21 protein-coding genes are annotated in these 24,114 nt (G+C 70.9%); 6 read left to right on the top strand and 15 right to left on the bottom strand.

Features of this window, described 5'->3' with window-relative positions:
- Positions 1-192: 192 nt before the first annotated feature.
- The 4 genes from GA0115254_RS33615 to GA0115254_RS33600 all read right to left on the bottom strand — a co-directional run bounded on the left by GA0115254_RS33615 (position 193) and on the right by GA0115254_RS33600 (position 6,042).
- Positions 193-1,023 (bottom strand): hypothetical protein, encoded by an 831-nt coding sequence (locus tag GA0115254_RS33615; protein WP_093899042.1) that lies wholly within the window; start codon positions 1,021-1,023, stop codon positions 193-195.
- 116 nt (positions 1,024-1,139) lie between these two features.
- Positions 1,140-3,782 (bottom strand): SdrD B-like domain-containing protein, encoded by a 2,643-nt coding sequence (locus GA0115254_RS33610; RefSeq protein ID WP_256102909.1) that lies wholly within the window; start codon positions 3,780-3,782, stop codon positions 1,140-1,142.
- 577 nt (positions 3,783-4,359) lie between these two features.
- Positions 4,360-5,202, bottom strand: a complete 843-nt coding sequence (locus GA0115254_RS33605) for a hypothetical protein (protein ID WP_093899041.1) — start codon at positions 5,200-5,202, stop codon at positions 4,360-4,362.
- A 264-nt stretch (positions 5,203-5,466) separates the two neighbouring features.
- Positions 5,467-6,042 (bottom strand): TIGR03086 family metal-binding protein, encoded by a 576-nt coding sequence (locus GA0115254_RS33600; RefSeq protein ID WP_093899040.1) that lies wholly within the window; start codon positions 6,040-6,042, stop codon positions 5,467-5,469.
- A gap of 73 nt (positions 6,043-6,115) precedes the next feature.
- On the opposite strand from GA0115254_RS33600, the gene GA0115254_RS33595 reads away from it, so the two are divergent.
- The gene (locus GA0115254_RS33595) at positions 6,116-6,934 is read left to right on the top strand and encodes an AraC family transcriptional regulator (protein ID WP_093899039.1); all 819 of its coding nucleotides are present in this window, start codon (positions 6,116-6,118) and stop codon (positions 6,932-6,934) included.
- Positions 6,935-7,047: 113 nt separating this feature from the next.
- Here the strand turns inward: GA0115254_RS33595 and mnhG are convergent, their stop codons facing one another.
- The 7 genes from mnhG to GA0115254_RS33560 form a co-directional block, all read right to left on the bottom strand.
- Positions 7,048-7,401, bottom strand: coding sequence for a monovalent cation/H(+) antiporter subunit G (mnhG, locus tag GA0115254_RS33590; RefSeq protein WP_093899038.1), 354 nt, complete (start codon positions 7,399-7,401; stop codon positions 7,048-7,050).
- A complete protein-coding gene (locus GA0115254_RS33585; protein WP_093899037.1) occupies positions 7,398-7,742 on the bottom strand; it encodes an MrpF/PhaF family protein in 345 nt (114 codons plus the stop codon). Before GA0115254_RS33585 ends, mnhG begins: the two co-directional genes overlap by 4 nt.
- Complete coding sequence (locus tag GA0115254_RS33580) at positions 7,739-8,362, bottom strand: Na+/H+ antiporter subunit E (RefSeq protein ID WP_093899036.1); 624 nt, start codon at positions 8,360-8,362, stop codon at positions 7,739-7,741. Before GA0115254_RS33580 ends, GA0115254_RS33585 begins: the two co-directional genes overlap by 4 nt.
- Positions 8,359-10,014, bottom strand: coding sequence for a Na+/H+ antiporter subunit D (locus GA0115254_RS33575; RefSeq protein WP_093899035.1), 1,656 nt, complete (start codon positions 10,012-10,014; stop codon positions 8,359-8,361). Before GA0115254_RS33575 ends, GA0115254_RS33580 begins: the two co-directional genes overlap by 4 nt.
- Positions 10,011-10,616 carry a Na(+)/H(+) antiporter subunit C gene (locus GA0115254_RS33570; RefSeq protein WP_093899034.1) on the bottom strand — a complete coding sequence of 202 codons (606 nt, stop codon included), beginning with the start codon at positions 10,614-10,616 and terminating at the stop codon, positions 10,011-10,013. The genes GA0115254_RS33575 and GA0115254_RS33570 overlap by 4 nt, the downstream gene beginning before the upstream one ends.
- Positions 10,613-13,540 (bottom strand): Na+/H+ antiporter subunit A, encoded by a 2,928-nt coding sequence (locus GA0115254_RS33565; RefSeq protein WP_093899033.1) that lies wholly within the window; start codon positions 13,538-13,540, stop codon positions 10,613-10,615. The genes GA0115254_RS33570 and GA0115254_RS33565 overlap by 4 nt, the downstream gene beginning before the upstream one ends.
- Before the next feature lie 219 nt (positions 13,541-13,759).
- Positions 13,760-14,116: a (4Fe-4S)-binding protein gene (locus GA0115254_RS33560; protein ID WP_256102908.1), complete on the bottom strand. Its 357-nt coding sequence runs from the start codon at positions 14,114-14,116 to the stop codon at positions 13,760-13,762.
- Between the two features lie 173 nt (positions 14,117-14,289).
- Between GA0115254_RS33560 and GA0115254_RS46820 the strand changes: the two genes are divergently transcribed.
- Both GA0115254_RS46820 and GA0115254_RS33550 read left to right on the top strand, forming a co-directional pair.
- Entirely contained in the window at positions 14,290-14,514 is a 225-nt protein-coding gene (locus GA0115254_RS46820) for a hypothetical protein (protein WP_256102907.1), read from the top strand.
- A 323-nt stretch (positions 14,515-14,837) separates the two neighbouring features.
- Positions 14,838-15,971 (top strand): FAD-dependent monooxygenase, encoded by a 1,134-nt coding sequence (locus GA0115254_RS33550; protein ID WP_093899032.1) that lies wholly within the window; start codon positions 14,838-14,840, stop codon positions 15,969-15,971.
- A 58-nt stretch (positions 15,972-16,029) separates the two neighbouring features.
- Here GA0115254_RS33550 and GA0115254_RS33545 read toward each other — a convergent pair whose 3' ends face one another.
- Positions 16,030-16,431 carry a RidA family protein gene (locus GA0115254_RS33545; protein ID WP_093899031.1) on the bottom strand — a complete coding sequence of 134 codons (402 nt, stop codon included), beginning with the start codon at positions 16,429-16,431 and terminating at the stop codon, positions 16,030-16,032.
- Positions 16,428-17,555: an acyl-CoA dehydrogenase family protein gene (locus GA0115254_RS33540; protein WP_093899030.1), complete on the bottom strand. Its 1,128-nt coding sequence runs from the start codon at positions 17,553-17,555 to the stop codon at positions 16,428-16,430. Before GA0115254_RS33540 ends, GA0115254_RS33545 begins: the two co-directional genes overlap by 4 nt.
- A 104-nt stretch (positions 17,556-17,659) precedes the next feature.
- Here GA0115254_RS33540 and GA0115254_RS33535 point away from each other — a divergent pair, with 104 nt between their 5' ends.
- Together GA0115254_RS33535 and GA0115254_RS33530 are read left to right on the top strand one after the other, a co-directional pair.
- Complete coding sequence (locus GA0115254_RS33535; protein WP_093899029.1) at positions 17,660-19,261, top strand: AMP-binding protein; 1,602 nt, start codon at positions 17,660-17,662, stop codon at positions 19,259-19,261.
- 48 nt (positions 19,262-19,309) lie between these two features.
- Complete coding sequence (locus GA0115254_RS33530; protein WP_093899028.1) at positions 19,310-20,131, top strand: GNAT family N-acetyltransferase; 822 nt, start codon at positions 19,310-19,312, stop codon at positions 20,129-20,131.
- A gap of 125 nt (positions 20,132-20,256) precedes the next feature.
- On the opposite strand, the gene GA0115254_RS33525 is transcribed toward GA0115254_RS33530, so the two are convergent.
- Both GA0115254_RS33525 and GA0115254_RS33520 read right to left on the bottom strand, forming a co-directional pair.
- Entirely contained in the window at positions 20,257-22,599 is a 2,343-nt protein-coding gene (locus tag GA0115254_RS33525) for a bifunctional salicylyl-CoA 5-hydroxylase/oxidoreductase (RefSeq protein ID WP_093899027.1), read from the bottom strand.
- Between the two features lie 4 nt (positions 22,600-22,603).
- Positions 22,604-23,431 (bottom strand): enoyl-CoA hydratase family protein, encoded by an 828-nt coding sequence (locus GA0115254_RS33520; protein WP_093899026.1) that lies wholly within the window; start codon positions 23,429-23,431, stop codon positions 22,604-22,606.
- A 227-nt stretch (positions 23,432-23,658) separates the two neighbouring features.
- Between GA0115254_RS33520 and GA0115254_RS33515 the strand changes: the two genes are divergently transcribed.
- Positions 23,659-24,090 (top strand): ATP-binding protein, encoded by a 432-nt coding sequence (locus GA0115254_RS33515; RefSeq protein ID WP_093899025.1) that lies wholly within the window; start codon positions 23,659-23,661, stop codon positions 24,088-24,090.
- Positions 24,091-24,114 lie beyond the last annotated feature (24 nt).

The following is a 24,114-nucleotide window of genomic DNA, read 5'->3' as shown; positions in this document are numbered from 1 at the left end:
CCGGCGACCGGCCTGCCGGGGGCCGTCGACGCGGCCGCGTACCCGCTCCCGAAGGAGGTGGACGCCGTGCCGCACTCGCGCTGAGCACGGTGCTCCGGTGGACTCGGCCCCCGCTCACCATGCCGCCCTGGAGGGTGAGTTGAGGCGGGTCGTCGGCAACCGCGACAGCCGGGGCGCATCGGCACGGAGATGTCAGCTGGTGGCCCACGGTGCCTCGGGGAGCTTCGCGCGGCCGTCGCGTCCGGAGAACTCCAAGGTGGTCGGGGTCCCCAGGCCCGGCATCCGCATCGTCACCCGTCGCAGGCCGCCGTCACCGTCGACCCAGTACGTCAGCGGCGACCGTCCGCCGTCGGGCCCCGCACCGGGCGTGGCACCCTGGGCGCGCGGCCCGGCGAACCGGTCATAGCTGCGGCCGTCGACGTGGTCGCGCCCCAGCCAGCGGGCTCCGGACTGTGCGAGCAACAGCGGGTTGTCGGGGCGGTCCGCGCCGAGCCCGATCAGCAACTGGAGCCCGGCGTCCAGGGGATCGGTCGTGTAGGAGCGCGCGGACCAGCCCGAGCGCGGGATGTGCTCGGCCTGTTGCCAGGCCGGGCTGTTGTCTCCCTTGGGTGCGGGGGCCAGGCCGAGGCCGCCGGTGTCCCAGACGATCAGCCCGTGGTCGAGCTGCCCGGTGGCGGGTCCGGAGGTCCCGGAGGAACCGGAGGCCCCGGTGACCTGGTAGCTCCCCACGGCCCGGTGGGTTCGGTAGTCCACGACCCCCTTGACCCGCACCACCACTCCGCCGCCCTCGGTGGCCGTGAGGGTCACCGCCACGGGACTGGCCTGGTACAGATTCAGCCGCGACAGCGCCAGCCTGGACGCCTCCTCCGTCGTCACCGGCCGCTCGGTGGCGGTGTCGTCGGAGAAGGTCCGGTAGGCGGCCAGGCCGCCCACTGCGACACCGCACGCCGTGATCGCGATCAGTGTTCTCAACCAGAGGGCCCGACGCGGCGTACGGCCGTCGGTCTTTCTCTTCCGAGCCATGCGGTCGCCTTCTCTCTTCGGTCGGTCACGCAGGAGGGCGGGTTCGCGAACCGCTGGTCCGCGAACCCGCCCAGTCCGGCCCGGGGGTCACCGGTGCCGGTTGCCCCGTTTCGGGGCTAGCGGTGCTGTGCCCTTCGCCTGCGCATCAGTACGACCAGAGCCCCGCCGAGGGCGGTGAGCGCGGCGCAGCCGGCCAGGGCCAGCAGAACCGCCTGGCTCATGCCGGTGGACGCCAGGCCCGAGTTGGACGCGTGGCCCGGTGCACCTGGTACACCCGGGGCGCCCGGAGCCCCCGGCGAACCCGGTTTGCCCGGTGCCGGCGTCGTCGGTGTCGGCGTCGGCGTCGGAGTGGGGCCGGGCAGCCGCTCGTTGACCGCGGTCACCGAGACCCCCTCGTCGAGGTTGTCGGAGGTCAGTACCAGCGGCCCGAACACCGCCACATCGGGTACGGCGTACCCTTCGGGCGGGCTGACCTCCTGCCAGTAGTACGTCCCCGGCGCGCCGGCGCCCTGGCAGATGCCGTCGGTCCCGGTCAGGCAAGGCTTGTCGACCGGCGTGTCCGGCTCCTTCCCGGTGGCCTGCAAGCCGTCGGAACCATTAGTCTCCTTCCACAGCTGGAACTTCGCCTTCGCCAGCGGCTTGCCGTCCTGGTCGTGCTTGACCAGGCGCAGCGCGCCTTCCTGTTGCCGGAAACCGAAGTCGTAGGTGTGGTCGTTCTCCCCGGGCCCGCCGGTGGTCAGCGCCCGCTCCGGGAACTTCGCGTCGCGCGGGACGATTCCCTTGGAGTCGATGAAGTGGTTGTCGCCGACATCCGCCTCTGTGGGCACCCACTGGTAAAGCGGGCCGCCCTTGGCGTAGTCGGCCGGTTTGTCGAGGCGGATGGTGTACTTGGTCCTCGGCTTCAGGCCGCCGGTGACATTGGAGTCGTCGAAGTAGTACTCGCCACGCGCCGTCGTCTCGGTCGTGCCCACGAGCTTGCCAGACTCGTCGTACAGGTTGACGGTCGCGCCCACGACCGGCCGCTGGCCCGGGTTCTGGATGCCCTTGCGCTCGGGGTCGTACCAGACCCGGTTGCCGATCTGGAGCGGGGCCTGATCGCAGAGCACCTCCAGGTCGCCCATCGAGGCACCCTTGCCGAACGGGGCCGCGGTCCCCTGCGGGTTGAGGCGCAGGCCGAACTTCGGGTCCTGCGTGCCGTCACGCTGGAGGAATGACGTGCCGTAGCCGAAAGCGGTGTGGTTGGGGTCGAAAGCGGAGGTCGCGATGGTGTTCTCGACCTTGGAGAGCGCCATGCCGGCGAACGCCGTGTTGTGGTGACCACCCCAGCCGGTGTCGAAGAACCGGGTGCCCCGGGGGGAGAGCCCACAGCCGTTGTTGGTGTCCATCACGTACCCGCCGTCCGCCAAGCACGCCTTGTTCAGGTCGCCGCCGGACATGACGTTGGCGACCGAGCCGGGCGTGGGGCCGGCCGGCGCGCGGTCGCCGAAGCGGTCGCGGAAGGCCAGCAGCATGGAGCCGTCGGACTCGAAGTCGATCTCGCCCAACTCCGGCTCGGGCTGGGCCAGATAGCTCTGGCATGCCTGGCCGTTCTGCGAGGTCGGGAAGGTGTTGGTCCAGGGGAACCAGCCCGCGCCGTCGCAGGGAGGTCCGCCGACCGTGGACTGGCGCGGATAGTCCAGTGGCTGGTCCAGCACCGGCTTCTGGAACGCTCCGGTGCCGAGGTCGAAGGGCATGACCACCGCGCGCAGGTCCGAGACCTTCCCGGTGGACTCGCCCGAGCAGACCCCGCCGAGGTAGCCGGTGCCGTCCTGCATCCCCAGGCCGAAGGGGCGCCAGTCCACCGCCGCCGGACAGCCCGGGTCCGGGATCGCGTAGACGGCCTTCGGCGCCGCCGCGGTCGCCACCGTGGCGTCATAGCGGTAGAGCTTGCGGTTGTTGAGGTTGACGACGAACAGGTCCTTGCCGTCATCGGTGATCTTGATGCCGCCCAGGCTCTCCTTGCCCGGTACGGCGAGGAAGGCGTCGTCAGTACCCGAGCCGTGCGCCGTCGTCCCCGCGTCCGGGACGACGGTGAACAGGGTGGTCTTCTTCTGCGCGCGATCGGTCACGTAGATGCCCCCGGCGCCACCCGGACCGTAGTCCGTGGTGCGCTTGGCCACCGCCGAGGAGAACACCCGTCGGTCGGCCTTGTTCCACGCGATGCCGAACAGCGTGCCCGTCTCGGCGTTGGTGGCGACGTTCGTGACATTGACGTCGACGCCGTCCTGGCCGCGCGCGTCGTACGGGAAGGAGACCAGCGTGCGCTGAGCCCCACCCTCGCGCGTGGTGGGCTGACAGGTCGTCATCAGCGGTGCGTTCTTCTGGCAGTAGTCACCGGGACTCCAGAGCCCGGTGGTGTACGCCACGGTCTTCCCGCCGGAGAGGTCGACGAACTCCTCGTTACTGCTCAACTGGTTGGGCGCACCGTCCAGTCCCTGGCGCGAGGCAAAGGCCGGGAACAGCACACCGGGTTTCGGATTCACCACCTGCACCCGGTACTTGCCGTTGGTGGTCCCGCCCGCCGCCGGGGTCAGAGTCACGGTGCCGTCGGCCGCCGTCACCCCCTCGATACCCGCCCCGGCGTCGTCGGTGAGGGCCACCTTGACGCCCGCGATGCCTGGTTCCAGCGCGGGCTTCCACACGCCGCTGGTGTCCACGGCCCGGATCACCCGGACCGTCACCGACCCGTCGTCCGCCTGCGAGTACGCCGCAGGCGCCATGGCTAACGAGCCACTACCGATTCCCAAGGCGAGCGCGACCACGCAGCCAACAGTGCGGCGACCGAGCACGCTCGGCCGCCGCCGACGTGACTCGGGCGCGGCTCCCTTCACTTGTTCATTTGTAGATGTCATCTCCTGCTCTCAGCGTTCAGAAGGGCCCGAAGCCCTGCTCGTGGGGGAGTACATAGAGATGCGGAGAACCGCCTTGCCAGCGATCTTAGAAGGGCTTTGGGCAAGATCGTGGCGGAATGGCGAACTCGTCCTCCGCCAAACCCTCGCGCAACGGCCGCTGAGCGCATCGCAGTCGGGGTGGCGAGGTGGCGAGCGAAGCTCCCACGCCTGTCGCACCGGTCGCTGCAGACGCGGACGCCGTCGCGGATGCCTCGTCGGCAGACACGTGAGGTTTACGGGGCCCGGTCGGACGCGACATCCACCGCACCGAGCCGAACGCCGTGCTGTCACACGCGCAGTGGAAGAAGGCGACCCGGAGGATCACCATGTCCGCCGTGACGAACGAGCCCGCAGCGCACTGTGCGACCCCGTCGCCACACTTCCCCGGTCCAGGCACTGCGCCTGTTCACGGGGCCGTCGGCCGTTCCGGGCGGTTCTGGTGGCCGACGTCGCGGACGAGGTCCAGGCCGAGGACGCGGTCGAGATGGGCGAAGGTCTCGAACTTGGCACCGGCCGGCACATCGGACCGTCCCGCGACGTCGGCCAGCAGATCCAGTACGGCGTCGACACCGAGATCGTCGAGGAGCGCTGCATGTGACTGTCGCAGCAGGTCGGCGGGGATCGGTCTGGACGGCTCCTGCGCCCAGTCGGCCACCTGCTGACGCCACTGCCGCAGGGTGCGCCGGGCGTCGGCCAGCGCTCCACCGGTGACCGTGACAGGTGTGCCATAGGGGCGGCCGAGCAACAGCAGGCGCACGGCCAGTGGGTCGGCGACCTCCGGTACGAGCACGTCCGGAAGATCCGGGGAGAGAAGGTGGCCAGGGTCCGGGACACCATCGTCCAGCGGCGTCGTACTGACCTGCCCCACATCGATCCGGACCCCGCCCATGGCGTCGTCCGTGTCGGCGCCCTGGGCGACCACGTGTACGTCGGCGGGGCCACCGAGCGCCCGGTCCGGATGATGGCCTGCGACGACGACGGGCGGATGGATGCCGAGCACCGCCATGACGCGGTCGAGCGCCCGCGCCTGATCAGGCGTCAGGTCCGGGGTGGTGAGGACCGTGACGACCTGCAGGCCGTTCAGCTCCGCGGTGCGCGCCAGCACGTCACCGACCAGCGGCACACGCAGGTACATCGGACCGGCCCCGGTGCCGATGGCCGGCAGATGGACGCAGCTGCGCAGCAGGCGGCGGGGGGCGGCGGGGATCTCCACGAGGTGACCGGTGCGGGTGTCGGCGATACGCAGCATGTTCGGAGGCTAGTCGCGGGCACCACCCACACGTGGGAGAAACCGGTCGGGGCAGCGGTGTTGCACATCATGGGGCCGCACGCGCAGCGGGGATGACGGGCCCGCACCACTTCGGCCCGTCCGCACCATGGACGCCGCCGACGGGCACGTTGCGCGGGACGACCGGCCGGCACGTGGGGTTCACGGTGGCCCGGGTGATCCGGCCCCACAGCGGATCCGGTACGGCCGTCAGCCGCGTGGCCATGGGCCGTGTCCGGAGAGCGGCTACCGCGCCGTTGTCGGCACCGGCCGGCGTCCGAGGAAGGCCACGAGCCGGTCGACGGCAGACGCGTTCGCGTCGACGCGAACGATCTGGCCGAAGGGCAGGTTCTCGCCCCGGTACTGCGGCGGCAGGGTGACCTCCGCGCGGGCGAGGGTTTCTGCCGCTTCCTGGTCGGTGTAGGGGATCGGCTGCCCGGTGGCGACCGCCAGGTCCCAGCCATGGGTCAGGTACTCCATGAGGGTCATGCTGAACACCGCTTCGCCCGGCATTTCGCCGCCCGTGACGCTGACCCGGCGGTCGAAGCCGTACTTCTCCCAGCCCTCGACGACGCCGGCAGCGGCGGCGCGGAACTCGCGGGCGGGGTCGGCGCCGCACATGTGGTTGGCCGCATCGACGTCGTGGGGCCGGCCCTGGGCGCCGGCCTCGAACACGATGAGCCACCCGACGATGTGATTGATCAGGGCCTCGACGTCGTAGTCGTCGCACGGAGTCGGAAGGCTCAGCTGGTCGGCTCCGACTCCCTCGATGACGTCGCCGGTCTTGGACAGCACACCCGCAAGGAGATCGACTTCACTCATGGTCGGAGCCTAGGCGGGACCGAGGAAGGAGTCTTGAAGAAACCCGACACCGCGGCCTCGTTAGCATGGTTCCGTGACCCCGCCGACCGATCAGGACACTCGCGGCATCGTCGACCCCCGCACCGGATTCGAGCACTTCGAGCTGACCCGGCACCCGCCCTCGCCCGACCTGGCCTGGGCGGTGGACTGCTACTGGGTCGTTCGCTGGGACATGCCGGACGGGGAGTCCTACGAGCAGCGCGTGATCCCGCACGCCGCCGTACATCTGGTGTTCGAGGCCGGTGCCGCCACGATCGAGGCCATTTCGCCGCACGAGTTCGTGCGACGGCTGGAGCGCCGTGGCCAGGTCTTCGGCGTCAAATTCCGGCCGGCGGGATTCCGGCCCTTCCTGCGTGGCCGGGTGTCCGCCGTCGCCGGGCAGCGGTTCGCGGCGTCGGCCGTGTTCGGCACGGAGGCCGACGACACGGCGCGTGTGCTGGCCGGGGCCGACGACGTGAACGGGGCGACGGCCGTCGTCGAGAGCCTTCTCCGTTCCCTTGACGCACAACCGCTGCCCGCGACCGGGCCGTTGAACGCCGTGGTCGGCCTCATCGTCGCCGACAGGTCGCTGACCAGGGTCGGCGATCTCGCCGATCGGCTGGGAATGAACACGCGCAAGCTGCAACGGCTGTTCGCCGATCATGTGGGTCTCAGTCCCAAGTGGGTCATCAACCGGTGCCGGATCCACGAAGCCGCGGAGGCGGCCATGCGAAGGGCATCCATCGACTGGGCGGAACTGGCCACCGAACTCGGTTACAGCGACCAGTCCCACCTCGTCCGTGACTTCACCGCCACCGTGGGCACCTCCCCGGACCAGTACACCCGCCGGGCCGCGCGACCCCCGACGCACTGACCGTCACCCCGCCTCACGGTCGGGACGCCGAACCGCACGGATGTCCCCCGTACCGACCGCGCCCGCTCCCGGCCGGAGCGCGGCGCGCCACGACTGCCGACGGCGGGAGAGGGTCAGCGCTCCTCGGTCAGCTGCTCGTCCAGTTCGTCGAAGAGCAGCTCGCTGTGGCCGGTCTGACCGGTCCGGTACGCGGATCGCGCCACCAGGTGGGCGGCGACCGGGCCGGTCATCAGCTGGAAGAAGCCGATCAGCGCGAGGGTGGCGAGATCCATGCCGCTGCGCAGCCGCAGGGCCACCCCGGCGAGGACCAGGAGCATGCCGAGCGTCTGTGGTTTGGTGGCGGCATGGCTGCGGGACAGCACGTCGGGCAGCCGCAGCATCCCGATCACACCGAGCAGACAGATGACCGCACCGATGAAGACCAGCACCGCACCGGCCGTGTCGAGGATCTGGAGCCGGGCACTCACCGGGCATCCCCCTGGCGTCCGTCGCTGCTTCCGGTTCCGTCCGCACCTCGCCGCGGCGTCGGCCGGTCGCGTGCGGCGATGAAGCGGGCGATGCCGACCGACCCCGTGAACCCGAGAAAGGCCAGCACCAGCATGATCGGGAAGTAGAACGGGTCGCGCGCGAAGGCGGACTTGGCGCCGAGACCCGCGATGATGAGGGCGGCGCACACATCCAGCGAGATGGCCCGGTCCAGCATGGAGGGGCCTCGCCAGATCCGGCTGAGGAGCCCCGCTCCGGCGATGAGGATCACGACGACGGCCGCGGTGAGCAGCACCCGGTCGACGGACTCCGGCACGCTCATGTGCCGTCCCCCCTGTCGTGCCTGATCGGTGGCGGTGGTTCGGCGACGCGGGCGATCTCGTCGGGGGTGCCGAAGGCTCGTACCGTCAGCTCCTCCAGCCGCCAGACGGAGTGCCGCGCCGCGTCGAGTGCGGCGGGTCTGTCCGCATCGAGGACATGCAGGAAGACGGTCGCGGTGGCGCGACGCACTTCGACGACCGATCCGCCGGGCACATTCGACACGGCGACGGCGGTGGCCGCGAGCATCAGGTCGGAGCGGCAGCGCAGCGGTACGGCGATGACGGCGGCCCGGTGCGGATGGTCGACGAAGATCTGCCGGGTGACGCGTACACCCGAGGTGTACATGTCGTAGAGCAGATAGCCGGCCAGCATCAGGATGCCCCATGGGTGCAGGCGGAGCCCGAGGTCGACCCGGGGCAGCGGGAAGGCCAGGCAGACAGCGACCGCGACGAGCACACCGGTCAGTAGGTTGGCCCAGTTCAGGCTGGACCACAGCAGCACCCAGATGAGGGTGAGCCAGGCGATCAGTGGGAGGTCGAGCACCCGTCCCCGCCCGCCGAACTCACAGCTGAAGGGCGGCAGGTCCTTGTTCCGGAAGGACAGCTTGATCAGGCGTTTCACCGACCGAGCACCGCCTCGACATAGGGGGCGCGTGCGAGGAGTTCGGCGGCCGCGCGGTCGGTGTAGGAGGTCAGCGGCCCGGCGAACACGGTGAAGGCGAGTCCGAGGGCGACAGCTGCTGCGGTGGCCGCGGTCATCGGCCGCGGCAGTTTCGTGGTGGTGGTCACGGCGTGTCCGTGCAGGGTGGCCGCAACCGCGCGTCCGGCGGGCTGATGGCGGGGGCTGACCGGTTCGTCGCCGCTGCCCGGGATGTGGTCGGGGCCCTCGTCGGCGTCGGTGTCGTCCTCGTCGGAGTCGGACTCCAGAACGGTGCCGTACGCGGCCTGCCCGGGGGGCGCGGCCCGCCAGAACGCCAGGTTCCAGACCTTGGCCATCACGTACAGGGTGAGGAGGCTGGTCACGGCCGACCCGACGACGAGGATCCACGCCCAGACGCTGCCGTCGGCGACACCGGCCCGCATCAGCCCGAGCTTGCCGATGAATCCGGACAGCGGCGGGATGCCGGCCAGGTTCATGGCGGGTACGAAGAAGAGGACGGCGAGCAGCGGGGCGGCCTTGGCCAGTCCGCCGATCCGGGTGAGTTCGGTGGTGCCGCCCCGGCGTTCGATCAGCCCTGCCACCAGGAAGAGCGTGGTCTGGACGGTGATGTGGTGGGCGACGTAGACGATCGCGCCGCCGTACGCGTCCCGGGTGGCGAGGCCGATACCGAAGACCATGTAGCCGATGTGGCTGATGAGGGTGAAGGAGAGCAGCCGCTTCAGGTCGGTCTGCGCGACGGCTCCGAGGATGCCCACGACCATCGAGGCGAGCGCGGCGGCCATCAGCAGGTCACCGAGCCGGTTGCCGGGGAAGAGCAGGGTCTCCGTACGCAGCATGGAGTAGACACCGACCTTGGTGAGCAGACCGGCGAAGACCGCGGTGACGGGTGCGGGCGCGGTCGGATACGAGTCGGGGAGCCAGGCGGCGAGCGGGAAGACGGCGGCCTTGATGGCGAAGACGGTGAGCAGCATCCCCTGGATCAGGGTCTGTACCCCGAGCGGGAGTTCGGCGAGCCGTCCGGCCAGCTGGGCGAAGTTGGCGGTGCCGGTCGCCGCGTACGTCATGGCGATGGCGGTGAGGAACAGCATCGACGAGAACAGCGAGATGATCACGTAGGTGGAACCTGCGCGGACGCGGGGTCCGGTGCCGCCGAGGGTGAGCAGGACGAAGCTGGCGACCAGCATGATCTCGAAGCCGACATAGAGGTTGACCAGGTCACCGGCGAGGAAGGTGCAGGAGACCCCGGCAACCAGGATCAGATACGCGGGGTGGAAGACCGCGACGGGTGTCACCTCGTCCCGGTCGGCCATGCCCTGGCCCAGGGAGTAGACCAGCACACAGAGCGTGATGGCGGAGGAGACGGTCAGCATCAGCCCGGACAGCCGGTCGGCGACCAGGGTGATGCCGAGCGGTGGTGCGAAGTCGCCGAGGTGGACGGAGAGCGGGCCGCGGGTGTCGGCGACGATCATCAGGGTGAGGGAGAGTCCGAGTACGGCGCTGAGCACGGCGACGCTGATGAGGCGTTGGACCTGTTTGAGCCGGGTGCCGAAGGCGAGGCTCAGGCCGGTGGCGCAGAGCGGCAGCAGCACCGGCAGGGGGACGAGTGCGTTCATCCGGTGGCTCCCGGGTCGGCGTCGGCGGGGTGGTCCTGCTGCTGGGCGTAGTCCGCGGGGTCCGCGCCCAGTACGTCGTGCCAGAGGTCTCCGGTGGCGTACCGGCCGCGGGCCTGCAGGGCTCGGTCGGCGCGCAGCCTGGCCCTCAGGCGGCGGCGCTCCTCGCGGTACCGGGCGCGTTCCTCGTCCGTGACGGCCGGGGCGGCCCGGTAGCGCTCACGCAGTTCGTCCCGCTCCCCCAATACCTCGGAGCGCAGCGCGATGCGCCGGTCCTCCAGGTCGTCGTGGACCTCGTCCGTGCCGGTCAGCTGGTGGCTGCGGTAGGCCATGGCGAGGAGGAACGCCGTGGTGGCGAGGGTGATGACGATCGCAGTGAGTGCGATGGCCTGCGGCAGGGGGTCGGTGACCTGTCCCAGCGGGACGCCGTAGAGGAGTGGTTCCCGGCCGGCCGATCCGCTCGCGGCGAGGACGAGCAGATTGATGCCGTTGCCCGCGATCACCGCGCCGAGCAGGATGCGGGTGAGGGGCCGGGTGAGCATGAGGATGCCGCCGACCGCGCACAGCACCGAGGCGGTGGCCAGGAGCGAGAAACTGACCGTCATCCGGGCCTTCCTCCCGTACCGGGTGCTGTTCCCGGCGGGGTGGAGGTGCTCGCCGCGGTTGCCTTTTCGACCGCTGCGCGCTCGATCTGCCGGTCGATCTTGGCGCCGAGGGCGCGCACGATGTCCAGCACCACGCCCAGGACCAGCAGATAGACGCCGAAGTCGAAGAGGACCGGGGTGCCGAGGTGGTACTCGCCGATCAGGGGCAGCCGGCCGTGGTGGGTCCAGGCGTGCAGGACCGTTCCCTCGCCGAGGCCGAGCAGGGCGACGCCGGTGGAGATGAACAGGCCGAGGCCGGTGAAGAGTCCGGGCTGCAGCGGCGCGGCCTCGGCGAGTTCGAAACGGCCGCCCGCCAGGTAGCGGGTGATCAGGGCGAGCCCGGCGACGAGCCCGCCGACGAAGCCGCCGCCCGGCATGTTCTCGGCGCAGAACAGCAGATAGACCGAGAGCACCAGGATCGGGTGGAACAGCAGCCGGGCGACGACCTCGAAGACGATCGAGCGGTGCTCGGGTGCGAGAGTCGAGCCGGCCGCCAGCCAGCTGCGCTCCGGCGCCCCTTCGTCGCCGTGTGGGAGTCCCGTCATCTCGGGGGCCGTGAGCGACCACGCGGTGCGCCCGTGCAACTCCTCCCGCAGCGACGATCCCTCGGTGCGGCGGTGCAGGTAGATCAGGCTCGTCACCCCGATCGCGGCCGCGGCGAGCACGGCGGACTCCCCCATCGTGTCCCAGGCGCGCAGGTCGACCAGGATGGTGGCCACGACGTCCTTGAGGCCGTGGTGAGCGGTCTCCTCCACCATGGCCGCGCCCGCCGGGGCGGCCATGCGGGCGGCCGCGGCGACCCACACCACCACGCCGAGCGTCGCCGCTGCGGCCAGCGCCACCGGAATGCGTACGGCACGCCGCCAGGTACTGACCGACTCCTGGAAGTGCACCGGCATCCGCCGCAGCACCAGCACGAACACGATCATCGACACGGTTTCGACGCAGAACTGGGTGAGCGCCAGGTCCGGGCCGCCCTGGACGACGAAGAGCAGCGCCGCGCCGTACCCGGTCAGCCCGGCCAGGACCACGGCCTTCATCCGGCGCCTGACGGTGAGACAGAGGAGTGCGGCGGCACAGGTCAGCACGGCGATGGCGCCCTGCAGCGGGAGGTCCCAGACCCTCGGGACGGCCGCCCCGTGCCAGGGCCGGTCCACTCCGAGAACGGTGAGCTGGCCGGCCAGCATCACGAGCAGGGTGGTGGCGAGGTAGACGGAGAGCGAGCCGCGCTGAACGAGGCCGGTGAGCTGGAGGGAGAGCCGTTCCAGGCCGAGCAGCAGGTGCCCGAAGACGCTGTCGGCGGTCGGCCAGGCGATCCGCCGGGACAGCCGGGTCACGGTGGTGCGTACGGCGAAGAGCACCACGCCGCCCGCCAAGGCGACGGCCGAGAGCAGGAGGGCGGTCCCGAATCCGTGCCAGAGCGAGAGATGGTACGGATGCGGGGATGGCGGGAACGTGTCCGCGTACGCACTGAGCAGCCGGTCGGTCCATCCGACGCCGGGTCCCAGCACCAGCCCGCAGACCGCGAGCAGGGCGGGCGGCGCGAGGAACGCCCAGCCGACCCGGTGCACCGGGGTGTCCTCGACCCCGGGTTTTCGGGCGAAGGCGCCCCAGACGAACCGCACGGTGTACGCGACGGTCAGCGCCGAGCCCGCGACCGTGACACCCAGCGCCCAGCGGTCGGCGGTGTCTCCGTGCAGCAGCGCCTCGAACGCGGCCTCCTTCGCGGCGAAGCCCAGCAGCGGGGGCAGTGCGGCCATGGACGCCGCGGCCGACACCGCGACCGTGCAGACGTGCGGCAGCGCCCGGCCGACACCGGAGAGCTTGCGCAGATCCCGGGTGCCGGCCGCATGGTCGACGATTCCGGTGACCAGGAACAGCGGTGCCTTGAACAGGGCGTGGGCCAGGATCATGACGGCGGCGGCCAGTGCGGCGTCCCGGTTGCCGACCCCGGCGAGCAGAGTGAGGAAGCCGAGCTGGCTGACGGTGCCGTAGGCGAGGACGAGCTTGAGGTCGTTCAGGCGCAGCGCGCGCCAGCCGCCGAGCAGCATGGTCGCGGCGCCGAGGACGATCACGACGGGGCGCCAGACCGGCACGTCGGCGAAGCCGGGCGCAAGCCGGGCAACCAGGTAGACACCGGCCTTCACCATCGCGGCGGCGTGCAGATAGGCGCTGACGGGGGTGGGCGCGGCCATGGCGTTCGGCAGCCAGAGGCTGAACGGCCAGATCGCCGACTTCGACAGGGCCCCGCACAGGATCAGCACCACGGCGACCGAGACGGCGAGGCTCGCCCCGGGCGGGCCGGCGAGGATGGCGGAGATCCGGTAGGTACCAGCCGACTGACCGATGATCAGGAAGCCGACGAACATCGCGAGGCCGCCGAGCGTGGTCACGGTGAGCGCCTGGAGCGCGGAGCGGCGGCTGTGTTTTTGCTCGCTGTCGTACCCGATCAGCAGGTACGAGAAGACCGTGGTCAGTTCCCAGAACACATAGAGCGAGATCAGGTCGTCGGCGAGGACCAGGGCGAGCATGGCGCCCGCGAACGCCAGGAGGTTCCCGGCGAAGCCGGCCAGCTGTGGGGTCCCGTCCGTGAAGTACGAGGCGCAGTACAGCAGGACGAGCGTGCCGATTCCGGCCGCGAGCAGCACCATCAGTTCGGCGAGTGCGTCGAGCCGCAGATCGACGGTGACGTCGTACGCCGGCATCCACTGCCACGACGAGGTGACCGAGCCGCCGGACGCCGCGGTGTTCCACTGTGTGGCGGCCCATACGGTGGCGGCGGCCGGTGGCAGCGCGAGCACGATGAAGGCGCGCCTGCCCAGCGCTCGTACCAGCGGGCGCGCGCAGGCGGCCAGGACGAAGTGGCAGACGACGAGCGCGGTCATACGGCCCCGGGGGGCGTTCCGCGCCCGCCCCGGTCGGGCGTCCGGGGCCTGGGTGATGCGTCACGGGCAAAGGGCACTAAATACAGATATATCCCCGACCGTGCTTCACCCGTACGGCGCGCCGCACCCCTCTCGGCGCGGTGGGTTCACTTGTGCTCGCCGCAGACCCCGCCGTGGTCGCAGTGCGGCGCGTTCCCGTGCGTTCGCAGCCGCGCGGCATCACCCGGATCTCCTGGCGCGGCCCGCCGTGGGTGACCGCTTCGAGATCGCCCGCAGATGGAATACGCCGTCGGCATGCGGCGGGACACGGGTCGGCACCTCCGGCTCCTCGTCGGGGGCACCGTCGGTGCGGTGGTACTGCAGGGCGCCGCTCGGGCAACGGTGGATGACGTCGGCGATGTCGTCGGCCGGGGCGTTCCCGGGCTGGATCCACGGCTTGCGGCCGGTGCCGAAGACCGTTGGGAGACCGCGGGCGCATTCGGCGGCGTGCAGACAGCGGTGGACGTCACAGCGGACGGTGACGCCTTCACCGTCGTACGACCTGGCCACGGGGCGCGGGGGTCGTTCGGTGACCACCGTTGACCTTCCCGGCGCGGTTCGTGACTCCGTACGGACACTTCGCGCGTCCCTCGTGGTCACCCGGCCCACTGCTCGGACCGGTCCGGACCGGGCATCTCCGGGTCTTGACAGTGGAGATGTGTCTGATCAGTGATGCACTTGTGAGCCCACTTCCCTTTCATTTTTGCAGTGTGACTAACATCTATGTGTCGGAGTTCTCAACGGATTTGACCAGTCGCGAGGCTGGCATCATCGTCAAGGAGCACGCCCTGCGCACGCGCGCCTCACGGCGGACCGAATCGACCACCATGTCGCTGCGGACGGCCCTGCTCGTACCGGCCGTCGTTCCCGGCGTCGCTCCGACCGCTCTCTGGGCCGTCACCAGCGGTCCGACCCTGCTGGACTTCCAACCATAGGCGGTTCAGGGCCAGTTGGCCCAGAAGGTGGGCCGGCCGTCCGAGGCCAACTGCCCGCCCGGCGCTCACTCGTCGACGACGGCGGCAGCGATCAGCAGAAGGCCGTGTACGGCTACGACACGGACCTGATCGTGGCACGCCGGACGAGATCAGGACCGCTCTCGACCTCGATCCGCAGGTACCGCCGCTGGTCGGCCACGTCCGTCGGCGACCGTTCGGCCGGGACATGCTGCCGGCCCTGGTGGACCCCCTGAGGAACTCGCCCGTCGCGCCCGGCTGACCGTTCGTTCCCCCTTACTTTTCTCGCTCTGGAGAGATCTGAGATGGCATCACCCCTGCGTGTCCTGATTCACGGCGGCGGCATCGGCGGACTCACCCTCGCCACCGCGCTGGCCCGGCGCGGCCACACCGTCGAGGTCGCCGAGTTCCGCGACAAGCTGGACCCGCTCGGCGTCGGCATCATCCAGCCGTCCAACGCCCTCCATGTGATGCGGGAGATCGGGGTTCTCGACGACTGCCTCGAGGCGGGCTTCGAGTGGGAGATCCTGACCATCGCCGACCCGGCGGGCAACACGCTCGCCGAGATACCGCAGCCGCGGATGGGCGACGCCCCCTCCAACAACGGCATCCCGCGCCCCGCCCTGGCCCAGGTGCTCAGCGCCGCCGCCGTCGCCGCCGGGGCCACGATCCGCTTCGGCACCACCATCACCGAGCTGACCGACGACGGCTCCGGCGTGGACGTGGCCCTCTCCGACGGCTCCACCGGCCGCTGGGACCTGGTGGCCGGCTTCGACGGCATCGGTTCGCCGCTGCGCACCCGGCTGTACGGGGACCGTTACGCCCCCGAGTACACCGGCTTCGCCAACTGGCGCGTAACGGTGCCCCGGCAGCCCCGGGTGCGGGGTGTGGTGATGGGCACCGCGGGCAAGGAGGCCAAAGCGCTGCTCACCCCGATCACCGATGAACTGATGTACCTGGGTGCGGTGTTCGCGGAGTCCGAGGACTTCCGGCCGGACCCGGAGCGGGCCCATGAGCAGCTCACGGAGCGGCTGGCGATGTTCTCCGGACCGGTCGCCGAGGCGCTCGCCACCGTCACCGACCCGGCCGCGGTGGTGTACTCCCGGATCTCCCAGGTGACGGTCGAGGAGCCGTGGCACGTCGGCCGGGTGGTACTGGCCGGTGACGCCGCACACGCCTCCACCCCGCACATCGCGCAGGGTGCGGCGATGGCCGTCGAGGACGCGCTGGTGCTCGCCGAGTCGCTGGACGCCGAGGCCGATGTGGCCGCGGCCCTCGATGCGTGGGAGGCGCGCCGCCGTCCCCGGGCCATGTGGGTGCAGGCCATGTCGCGTGCGGTACTCAAGCAGGAGACGGGCACCGGAACCACGCCCGAGGAGGACGAGCTGCTGAAGGTCGGCATTCCGGGCGCGGCGCATGTACTGGTGAAGCCCTACTGATCCGCACTGATCCGCGCGTTGCCGGACGGGCCCGGCATGCCCGGCCCGTCCGGCGCGTTCACGGCAGTACCGCCACCCCGTCGATCTCGACGAGAGCCTGCTCGTCCCAGAGTCTCGCCACGCCGATGACCGCCATCGCCGGATAGTCACGGCCCGCCAACTGCCGCCAGATGCGGCCCAGTTCCCCGGCATGGGTCCGGTAGTCGGCCACGTCGGTGGCGTACACGGTGACCCGGGCCAGGTCCGCCGGGGCGCCGCCCGCCGCGCGCAGGGCGGTCAGCAGATTGGTGAGCGCCGTCGCGAACTGCTCGGGCAGGGCTGTGCCGATGACCTTGCCGTCCTGGTCGAGGGCGGTCTGCCCGGCCAGGAAGACCAGTTGGCCGCCGGTGGCGGTGACGGCGTGCGAGAAGCCCGCGGGCGGCGAGAGTTCGGCGGGGTTGATCCGGTGGACCGGACTCATGCGGACGCCTCCCGGTTCGCGTACAGCTCCTTGGCGATGATCGTGCGCTGGACCTCGCTGGCGCCCTCGTAGATCCGTGGCGCGCGGACCTCCCGGTAGAGGTGTTCGAGGAGATGGCCGCGGCGCAGGGCGCGGGCGCCGTGCAGTTGTACGGCGGTGTCGACGACGTACTGCGCGGTCTCGGTGGCGTACAGCTTCGCCATGGCCGCACGGCGCGGCACTCCGGCCTCCCCCGCGTCGTATGCGGCGGCGGCCGCGTACACCAGGAGCCGGGCGGCCTCGGTGCGGGTGGCCATCTCGGCGACCTGGTGGGAGACGGCCTGGAGGTCCTTCAGCGGACCGCCGAACGCGGCGCGTTCGGCGGTGTACGCGACCGTGGCATCGAGGGCGGCGCGGGCCATGCCGACGGCGAAGGCGCCGACGCTGGGGCGGAACAGGTTGAGGGTGTTCATGGCGACCCGGAAGCCGCGGTCCGGTTCGCCGAGCACATCGTCGGGGGTGACCGGGACGCCGTCGAGGACCAGGGCCCCGATGGGGTGCGGCGAAAGCATGTCGAGTGCGGTGCCGGTCAGTCCGGGCCGGTCGGCGGGGACCAGGAACGCGGTGACGCCACGCGATCCGGCGCCCTGGGTCGTACGGGCGAATACGGTGTAGAAGTCGGCCTCGGGTGCGTTGGAGATCCAGCACTTCTCGCCGGTCAGCCGCCAGCCGTCGGGGGCGTGTTCGGCATTCAGGGCCAGGGCCGCCGCGTCGGAGCCCGCGCCAGGTTCACTGAGCGCGAAGGCGGCGACGGCGCGGCCGGCGCGCACCTCGGGGAGCCAGCGTTCGCGGTGGGCCGGGGTGCCGGCCTGGACCACGGGGTGGGTGCCGAGGCCCTGGAGGGCCAGTGCGGTTTCGGCCTCCGTGCAGCCGCGGGCCAGGGACTCGCGAAGCAGGCAGAGGTCGAGGGCGCCGGAGTTCAGCAGCCGGTCGAGGAGGCCGGACTCGCCGAGTGCGGCAATCAGGGGGCGGTTGACGTGGCCCGGTTCGCCTTTTTCGGCGAGGGGGCGCAGTTGCTGCTCGGCAAGGGCTCTTAGCTCTTCACACCAGGCGGTTTGTGCCGGATCGAGCGAGAATGCCGTCATACCGGCGCCTCTCTTGTCGCGTCTCGTCTTCTCTTCTTATCGCGGACCGTTGACTACCGTCACCCAAACGATACGCTCCAGAGGCGACAAGGGGGCGATCCGTCATGGACCCGAAGACCTCAGCGCACCTCGACACCTTCGCCAGGGAGCACCTGCCACCCGCGGACCAGTGGCCGGAACTGCTCTTCGACCTTCCCGAACTGCAGTATCCGGCCCGCCTCAATTGCGCGGCCGAACTGCTGGACCGTACGGTCGACCGTTTCGGCCCCGGGCGCCCCGCCTTCCGTACCCCCGACGGCGGAGTCTGGAGCTACGGGGAGCTGCAGGACCAAGTGGACCGGATCGCCCATGTCCTCACCTCCGATCTGGGGGTCGTACCCGGCAACCGCGTCCTGCTGCGCGGCCCCACCACGCCCCATCTGGCCGCCTGCTGGCTCGCGGTGCTGAAGGCGGGGGCGATCGCCGTCACGGTGCTGGACCGGCAGCGGTCCGCCGAGCTCGCCACCATCTGCTCGATCGCCCGGGTGAGCCACGCACTGTGCGACTTCCGGGCGGTCGACGACCTGGTGAAGGCTCAGGTGCCGGGGCTGCGGATCACGGCGTACGGAGGTGGCGCCCCGGACGATCTGCTGAACTTGGCCGGGGCCAGGACGGGGCCGTACCGTCCGGTGGACACGGCGGCGGACGATGTCGCACTGATCGCTTTCACCTCGGGCACCACCGGGCGCCCCAAGGGCTGTATGCACTTCCACCGGGATGTGCTCGCCATCGCCGACACGTTCTCGCGCCATGTCCTGCGCCCCACGTCCGACGATGTGTTCGCGGGCAGTCCGCCTCTCGGCTTCACCTTCGGGCTCGGCGGTCTGGTGGTCTTCCCGCTGCGGGCCGGTGCCAGTGCCCTGCTGCTCGAACAGTCCGGCCCGGCGCAGCTGCTGCCCGCGCTCGCGGCCCACCATGTCTCGGTGCTGTTCACCGCGCCGACCGCCTACCGCGTGATGCTCGACCACATCGACGAGCACGATCTGAGCGCGCTGAGGCGCTGTGTCTCGGCCGGTGAGAACCTCCCGGTCGCCACTTGGCGATCCTGGTACGAGCGGACGGGTCTGCGCATCATCAACGGCATCGGCGCCACCGAACTGCTGCACATCTTCATCTCCGCCGCCGACGACGCGGTCCGCCCCGGCACCACCGGAGTTCCCGTGCCCGGCTGGCAGGCCCGGGTGCTGGACCGCGAGGGCAGGCAGGTGCCGGACGGGGAGCCCGGACTCCTCGCCGTCCGCGGTCCGGTCGGCTGCCGCTATCTCGCCGATGAGCGCCAGCGGAACTATGTGGCGCACGGCTGGAATCTCACCGGCGACACCTATGTGCGCGAGCCGGACGGCTACTTCCGTTACGTAGCCCGCGCCGACGACATGATCATTTCCTCCGGCTACAACATCGCGGGCCCCGAGGTCGAGGAAGCACTGCTGCACCACCCCGCGGTGGCCGAGGCCGCGGTGGTGGGACGGGCGGACGAGCTGCGCGGCCAGATCGTGGTGGCGTACGTGGTGCTGCGCGAGGGCGCGGATCTGGACGCCGACGAGCTGCGCACGTACATGAAGAGTGAACTGGCCCCGCACAAGTGCCCGCGCGTCATCGAATTCCTGCCCGCTCTCCCCCGCACCGCCACCGGGAAGCTGCAGCGCTTCCGGCTGCGGGACGACTGACCCGGAAATACGAGTGCCTCGCTCCACGCACACCCGGCAGGATGAGGGATGACCTGGACCTTCACCGATGATGTCGACGCCTTTCTCGACGCGGCCGGCGCCTCGCTGGCCGCCCGGCCCGCCGAGAACACCCTGGTTCTGACCGTCACCGCGACCCTGCGCCACAGCGGCCCGCACGCCTACGGGGACGCCGCCCCGCTGCTGGGCTGGTGGCGCGGGGCGGACGGCGAGGTCGCGGGGACGCTGGTGCAGACCCCGCCGCATCCGCCGGTACTGACAGCCGTCGCCCCGGAGGCGGTCGCTCCGCTGGCCGCCTCGCTCCCCCTGACGACCGTCAACGCGGACCGGGCCATCGCCGAGGTGCTGGCCGCTGCCTGGCCCGGCCACAGGGTCGTCCAGGAGCAGCGGCTCTACCGGCTGGAGACGCTGATCCCGCCCTCCCCCGCCCCCTCGGGCCGGCCCAGGACCGCCACCACCGCCGACCGGGAACTGCTGGTGCGCTGGCACCTCGCCTTCGCCGATCAGGTCGGCCAGCCCGGCACCCATGCCGAAAGGGTGCTGGACGAGCGGACGGCGTCCGGCAGGCTGACCCTCTGGGAGGTCGACGGCGTGCCCGTGTCGATGGCCGGCGTCTCACCGCAGATCGCGGGCATGGTGCGGGTCGCGGCGGTCTACACACCTCCTGAGCATCGCGGCCGGGGGTACGCGGCCGCGGTGACGGCGGAGATCAGCCGGGCGGCACGGGAGGCGGGCGCGCAGGAAGTGCTGCTCTTCACCGACCTCGCGAACCCGACCAGCAACGGCGTGTATCAGCGCATCGGTTACCGGGTGGTCTCGGACCGGCTGCTGATCAGCGCGGCGGAGCGATGAGCGGACCGCCAAAACCCGCGCGGCCGGTTGCGGCGAATGCGGTGCTGTGGCGGCGGTACAGGAACGGGATGCCCATCATGGGACCCCGCACCCCGTTGCCCGTCCCTGCCGCACATGCCTGCCCGTCATCCCAGAGTGAGCCGTGGCTTCGGTGCGTCCGTACGGCCCGTCGGCGGGGTGCGGCTGCCCGCGCGGTACGGGAGCGGCCAGGGCGCGCCCGGTCCGCTGTAGCCCTGGTCGGCCGCCGCGTGCAGCGTCCAGTGCGGGTCGTAGAGATGCGGACGGGCGAGGGCGCAGAGGTCGGCCCGGCCCGCGAGCAGGAGTGAATTCACGTCGTCCCAGGAGGAGATGGCACCGACCGCGATGACGGGCACGCACAGGGTGTTGCGGATCCGGTCGGCGTACGGGGTCTGGTAGGAGCGGCCGTACTCGGGGCGCTCGTCGGGGACGACCTGACCGGTGGAGACGTCGATGGCATCGGCCCCGTGGGCGACGAAGGCGCGGGCGATCTCCACGGCGTCCTCGGCCGTGGTGCCGCCCTCGGCCCAGTCCGTGGCGGAGATACGGACGGTCATGGGCCGGTCGTCGGGCCAGTCGGCGCGCATCGCGTCGAAGACCTCGAGGGGGAAGCGGAGCCGGTTCCGGAGCGACCCGCCGTAGCGGTCGGTGCGGTGGTTGGTGAGCGGCGAGAGGAAGCCGGAGAGCAAGTAGCCGTGGGCGCAGTGGAGTTCGAGCAGGTCGAAGCCGCAGCGGTCGGCGCGCCGGGCCGCCGCCGCGAACTGTTCGCGTACGGCGTCGAGTCCGGCCCGGTCCAGGGCGTGCGGGACCTGGTTGACGCCGTCGGCGTACGGGATCGCAGAGGCGGCGGTGAGCGGCCAGTTGCCGTGGTCGAGGGGCTGGTCGATGCCCTCCCACATCAGTTTGGTGGAGCCCTTGCGCCCGGAGTGGCCGAGCTGGATGCCGATGGCCGTACCGGGTGCGCTCGCATGGACGAAGTCGGTGATCCGGGTCCAGGCGGCAGCCTGTTCGGGGGTGTAGAGGCCGGTGCAGCCGGGGGTGATGCGGCCCTCGGCGCTGACGCACACCATCTCCGTCATGACGAGCCCGGCGCCGCCGAGCGCACGTCCGCCGAGGTGGACGAGGTGGAAGTCGCCGGGGACGCCGTCGACGGCCGAGTACATGTCCATGGGTGAGACGACGACACGGTTGCGGAGTTCGAGGCCGCGCAGCCGCAGCGGGGTGAACATCGGCGGGGTACCCGGGGCGCAGCCGAACTCCTCCTCGACGGCGGCGGTGAAGGAGGCGTCGCGCAGCCGCAGATTGTCGTGGGTGACGCGGCGGCTTCGGGTGAGGAGGTTGAAGGCGAACTGGCGGGGCGGCTGGTCGACGTAGGTGCCGAGCTCCTCGAACCAGCGCAGGCTGGCCGCGGCGGCCCGCTGGGTCGATTCGACGACCGGCCGCCGTTCGGCCTCGTACGCGGCCAGTGCGCCTGGCAGGTCGGGCTGTTCCTCGATGCAGGCGGCGAGCGCGAGGGCGTCCTCGACGGCGAGTTTGGTGCCGGAGCCGATGGAGAAGTGCGCGGTGTGGGCGGCGTCACCGATCAGGACCGTGTTGCCGTGCGACCAGCGGGCGTTGACGACAGTACGGAAGGTGAGCCAGGAAGAGTTGTTGGAGCGCAGCGGACGGCCGCCGAGCGCCTCGGTGAAGATCTTGGCGCAGCGCAGCGTCGAGTGCTCCACGTCGCAGGTGTCGAGTCCGGCGGCGCGCCAGACCTCCTCGCGCATCTCGACGATGACGGTGGAGGCGTCGGCCGAGAAGGGGTAGCCGTGGAGCTGCATCACCCCGTACGCGGTCTCGGCGATCTCGAAACGGAAGGCGTCGAGAGCGAAGTCGGCGGCGAGCCAGATGTAGCGGCAGCGGTGGGTGGTGAGGCGGGGGCCGAAGGTCTCGGCGTGAGCGGCCCGGGTGAGGCTGTGCACACCGTCGGCGGCGATCACCAGGTCGTATGCGGCGGCCAGCTCGGCGGCCGGCGGGGCCTCGGTGCGGAAGCGGAGCCGTACGCCGAGGGAGTCGCAGCGTTCGTGCAGGATCTCCAGGAGTCTGCGTCGGCCCAGCGCCGCGAAGCCGTGGCCGCCGGAGGTCTGGGTCACGCCGCGGTGGACGATGTCGATGTCGTCCCACCGTACGAACTCGTCCTGGAGTGCCCGGTAGACGACGGGGTCGGCGTGCTCGATGCCGCCGAGCGTCTCGTCGGAGAGGACGACGCCGAAGCCGAACGTGTCGTCGGGTGCGTTGCGCTCCCAGACGGTGATGTCGCGTTCCGGGTCGAGCCGCTTGAGCAGGGCCGCGGCGTAGAGTCCGCCGGGGCCGCCGCCGATGACCGCGATCCGCTTCACGCCGGTCCGATTCGCGGCGGGCACCGTCGCGACGGAGGGCCCGGTTCCGGTCACGCTCGTGTCGGGCGGCATCGTGCTACCGGCCTTGCCACTTCGGCGGCCGCTTCTCGGTGAAGGCGGCGTGGAATTCGGCGTAGTCGTCACCGTGCATCAGCAGGGCCTGGGTCGCGGCGTCCATCTCGACCGCGGCAGCGAGCGGCATGTCGAGTTCGGCGGTGAGCAGCGCCTTGGTCTGGGCGAGGGCGAGGGCCGGTCCGTCGGCGAGGCGGCGGGCGAGCGCTGCCGCGCGCACATCCGCCTGGCCCTCCTCGGTCAGCTCGCTGATCAGTCCGATCCGTTCCGCTTCGGGTGCGCGAACCTGTTCGCCGAGCATCAGCAGCCGGGTGGCATGGCCGAGGCCGACGACGCGCGGCAACAGATAGGCGGCGCCCATGTCGCCGCCGGAGAGACCGACCTTGGTGAAGAGGAAGGCGAAGCGGGCGGACGGATCGGCGATCCGGAAGTCGGCGGCCAGCGCAAGAACCGCGCCGGCACCTGCGGCCACGCCGTGTACGGCGGCGATGACGGGGAAGGGGGTTTCACGTAGGGCCCGCACCACCTGCCCGGTCATGCGGTTGAAATCGAGGAGCTGGGCGGTGTCCATGGCGAGTGTCGCGCCGATGATGTCGTCGACATCTCCGCCTGAGCAGAAACCGCGGCCCTCCCCCGCGAGCACCAGAGCGCGCACTGTGCGTTCGCGGGACAGTTCGGCAAGCAGGTCGCGCAGGTCGGCGTAGGCACCGAAGGTGAGAGCGTTGAGTTTCTCGGGGCGGGCGAGGGTGACGGTGGCAACTCCGTCGTCCGTCGTCAGCCGCAGATGGCGCCAGTCATCCGTATGGGGGGCGGAGCTGGGAAACGGGCTCATCGAGGGGGCTCCCCTTCAGCCGTCGGGCTGCTACCTGCGAACGAACTTATCACTCGTACGTGACTCTCGTCACGAGCACGCAATAGGCGGAGCGTGAGAACTCAGTGCCGAACGTCCCCTTCGTACCGGTCGGCGGTCCCTTGCCTGTGCCGTTGCAATTCGTAAGGTTGAAACCGAGAAGTCTTGACTTCCAGAAAGTTCGTGAACTCCGGAACGGAAACCGTGCTGTGCCCTCCGATGTCCCCCTCCCCGCCTCCTGGCGGATAGCCCTGCCGCATTCGACGGTGGCCGTACCGGTCGCCCGCGCCCTGATCCGTACGGCACTGGCGGACATCGAAGCACCGGCCGATTCCGATACCGCCGAGCTCCTCACCGCCGAACTGGTCGCCAACGCCGTGGAGCACACCCGCAGCGACGAACCCATCGAGCTGGTGGTGGAGCTCCTGCCGACCGGCTGCCAGGTGGAGGTGCACGACCGCGACCCGGCGCCGCCGGGCGATCTCTCCCATCCTGAGCCCGGCAGTGCGCCGGACCCCTGGCAGGAACACGGCCGGGGTCTGCTGCTGATCCGTACGCTCAGCTCGTCCTGCGGTCACCGCACGACGGAGCACGGCAAGGCGGTGTGGTTCACCCTGCCGTCCCGTGCGCCTCGGAGCTGACCGGACATCTCGGCGCCGACCGGC

The sequence above is a fragment of the Streptomyces sp. Ncost-T10-10d genome (assembly GCF_900091955.1).
Lineage (GTDB): Bacteria > Actinomycetota > Actinomycetes > Streptomycetales > Streptomycetaceae > Streptomyces.
This window is presented reverse-complemented; position numbering and strand designations above follow the sequence as displayed.

Bases quoted from the DNA above. Each gene is read 5' to 3' on its own strand.
- GA0115254_RS33615 (WP_093899042.1), bottom strand. From the start codon at position 1,023: ATGGCTCGGAAGAGAAAGACCGACGGCCGTACGCCGCGTCGGGCCCTC.
- GA0115254_RS33610 (WP_256102909.1), bottom strand. From the start codon at position 3,782: ATGGCGCCTGCGGCGTACTCGCAGGCGGACGACGGGTCGGTGACGGTC.
- GA0115254_RS33605 (WP_093899041.1), bottom strand. From the start codon at position 5,202: ATGCTGCGTATCGCCGACACCCGCACCGGTCACCTCGTGGAGATCCCC.
- GA0115254_RS33600 (WP_093899040.1), bottom strand. From the start codon at position 6,042: ATGAGTGAAGTCGATCTCCTTGCGGGTGTGCTGTCCAAGACCGGCGAC.
- GA0115254_RS33585 (WP_093899037.1), bottom strand. From the start codon at position 7,742: ATGAGCGTGCCGGAGTCCGTCGACCGGGTGCTGCTCACCGCGGCCGTC.
- GA0115254_RS33575 (WP_093899035.1), bottom strand. From the start codon at position 10,014: ATGAACGCACTCGTCCCCCTGCCGGTGCTGCTGCCGCTCTGCGCCACC.
- GA0115254_RS33570 (WP_093899034.1), bottom strand. From the start codon at position 10,616: ATGACGGTCAGTTTCTCGCTCCTGGCCACCGCCTCGGTGCTGTGCGCG.
- GA0115254_RS33565 (WP_093899033.1), bottom strand. From the start codon at position 13,540: ATGACCGCGCTCGTCGTCTGCCACTTCGTCCTGGCCGCCTGCGCGCGC.
- GA0115254_RS33550 (WP_093899032.1), top strand. From the start codon at position 14,838: ATGGCATCACCCCTGCGTGTCCTGATTCACGGCGGCGGCATCGGCGGA.
- GA0115254_RS33545 (WP_093899031.1), bottom strand. From the start codon at position 16,431: ATGAGTCCGGTCCACCGGATCAACCCCGCCGAACTCTCGCCGCCCGCG.
- GA0115254_RS33540 (WP_093899030.1), bottom strand. From the start codon at position 17,555: ATGACGGCATTCTCGCTCGATCCGGCACAAACCGCCTGGTGTGAAGAG.
- GA0115254_RS33535 (WP_093899029.1), top strand. From the start codon at position 17,660: ATGGACCCGAAGACCTCAGCGCACCTCGACACCTTCGCCAGGGAGCAC.
- GA0115254_RS33530 (WP_093899028.1), top strand. From the start codon at position 19,310: ATGACCTGGACCTTCACCGATGATGTCGACGCCTTTCTCGACGCGGCC.
- GA0115254_RS33525 (WP_093899027.1), bottom strand. From the start codon at position 22,599: ATGCCGCCCGACACGAGCGTGACCGGAACCGGGCCCTCCGTCGCGACG.
- GA0115254_RS33520 (WP_093899026.1), bottom strand. From the start codon at position 23,431: ATGAGCCCGTTTCCCAGCTCCGCCCCCCATACGGATGACTGGCGCCAT.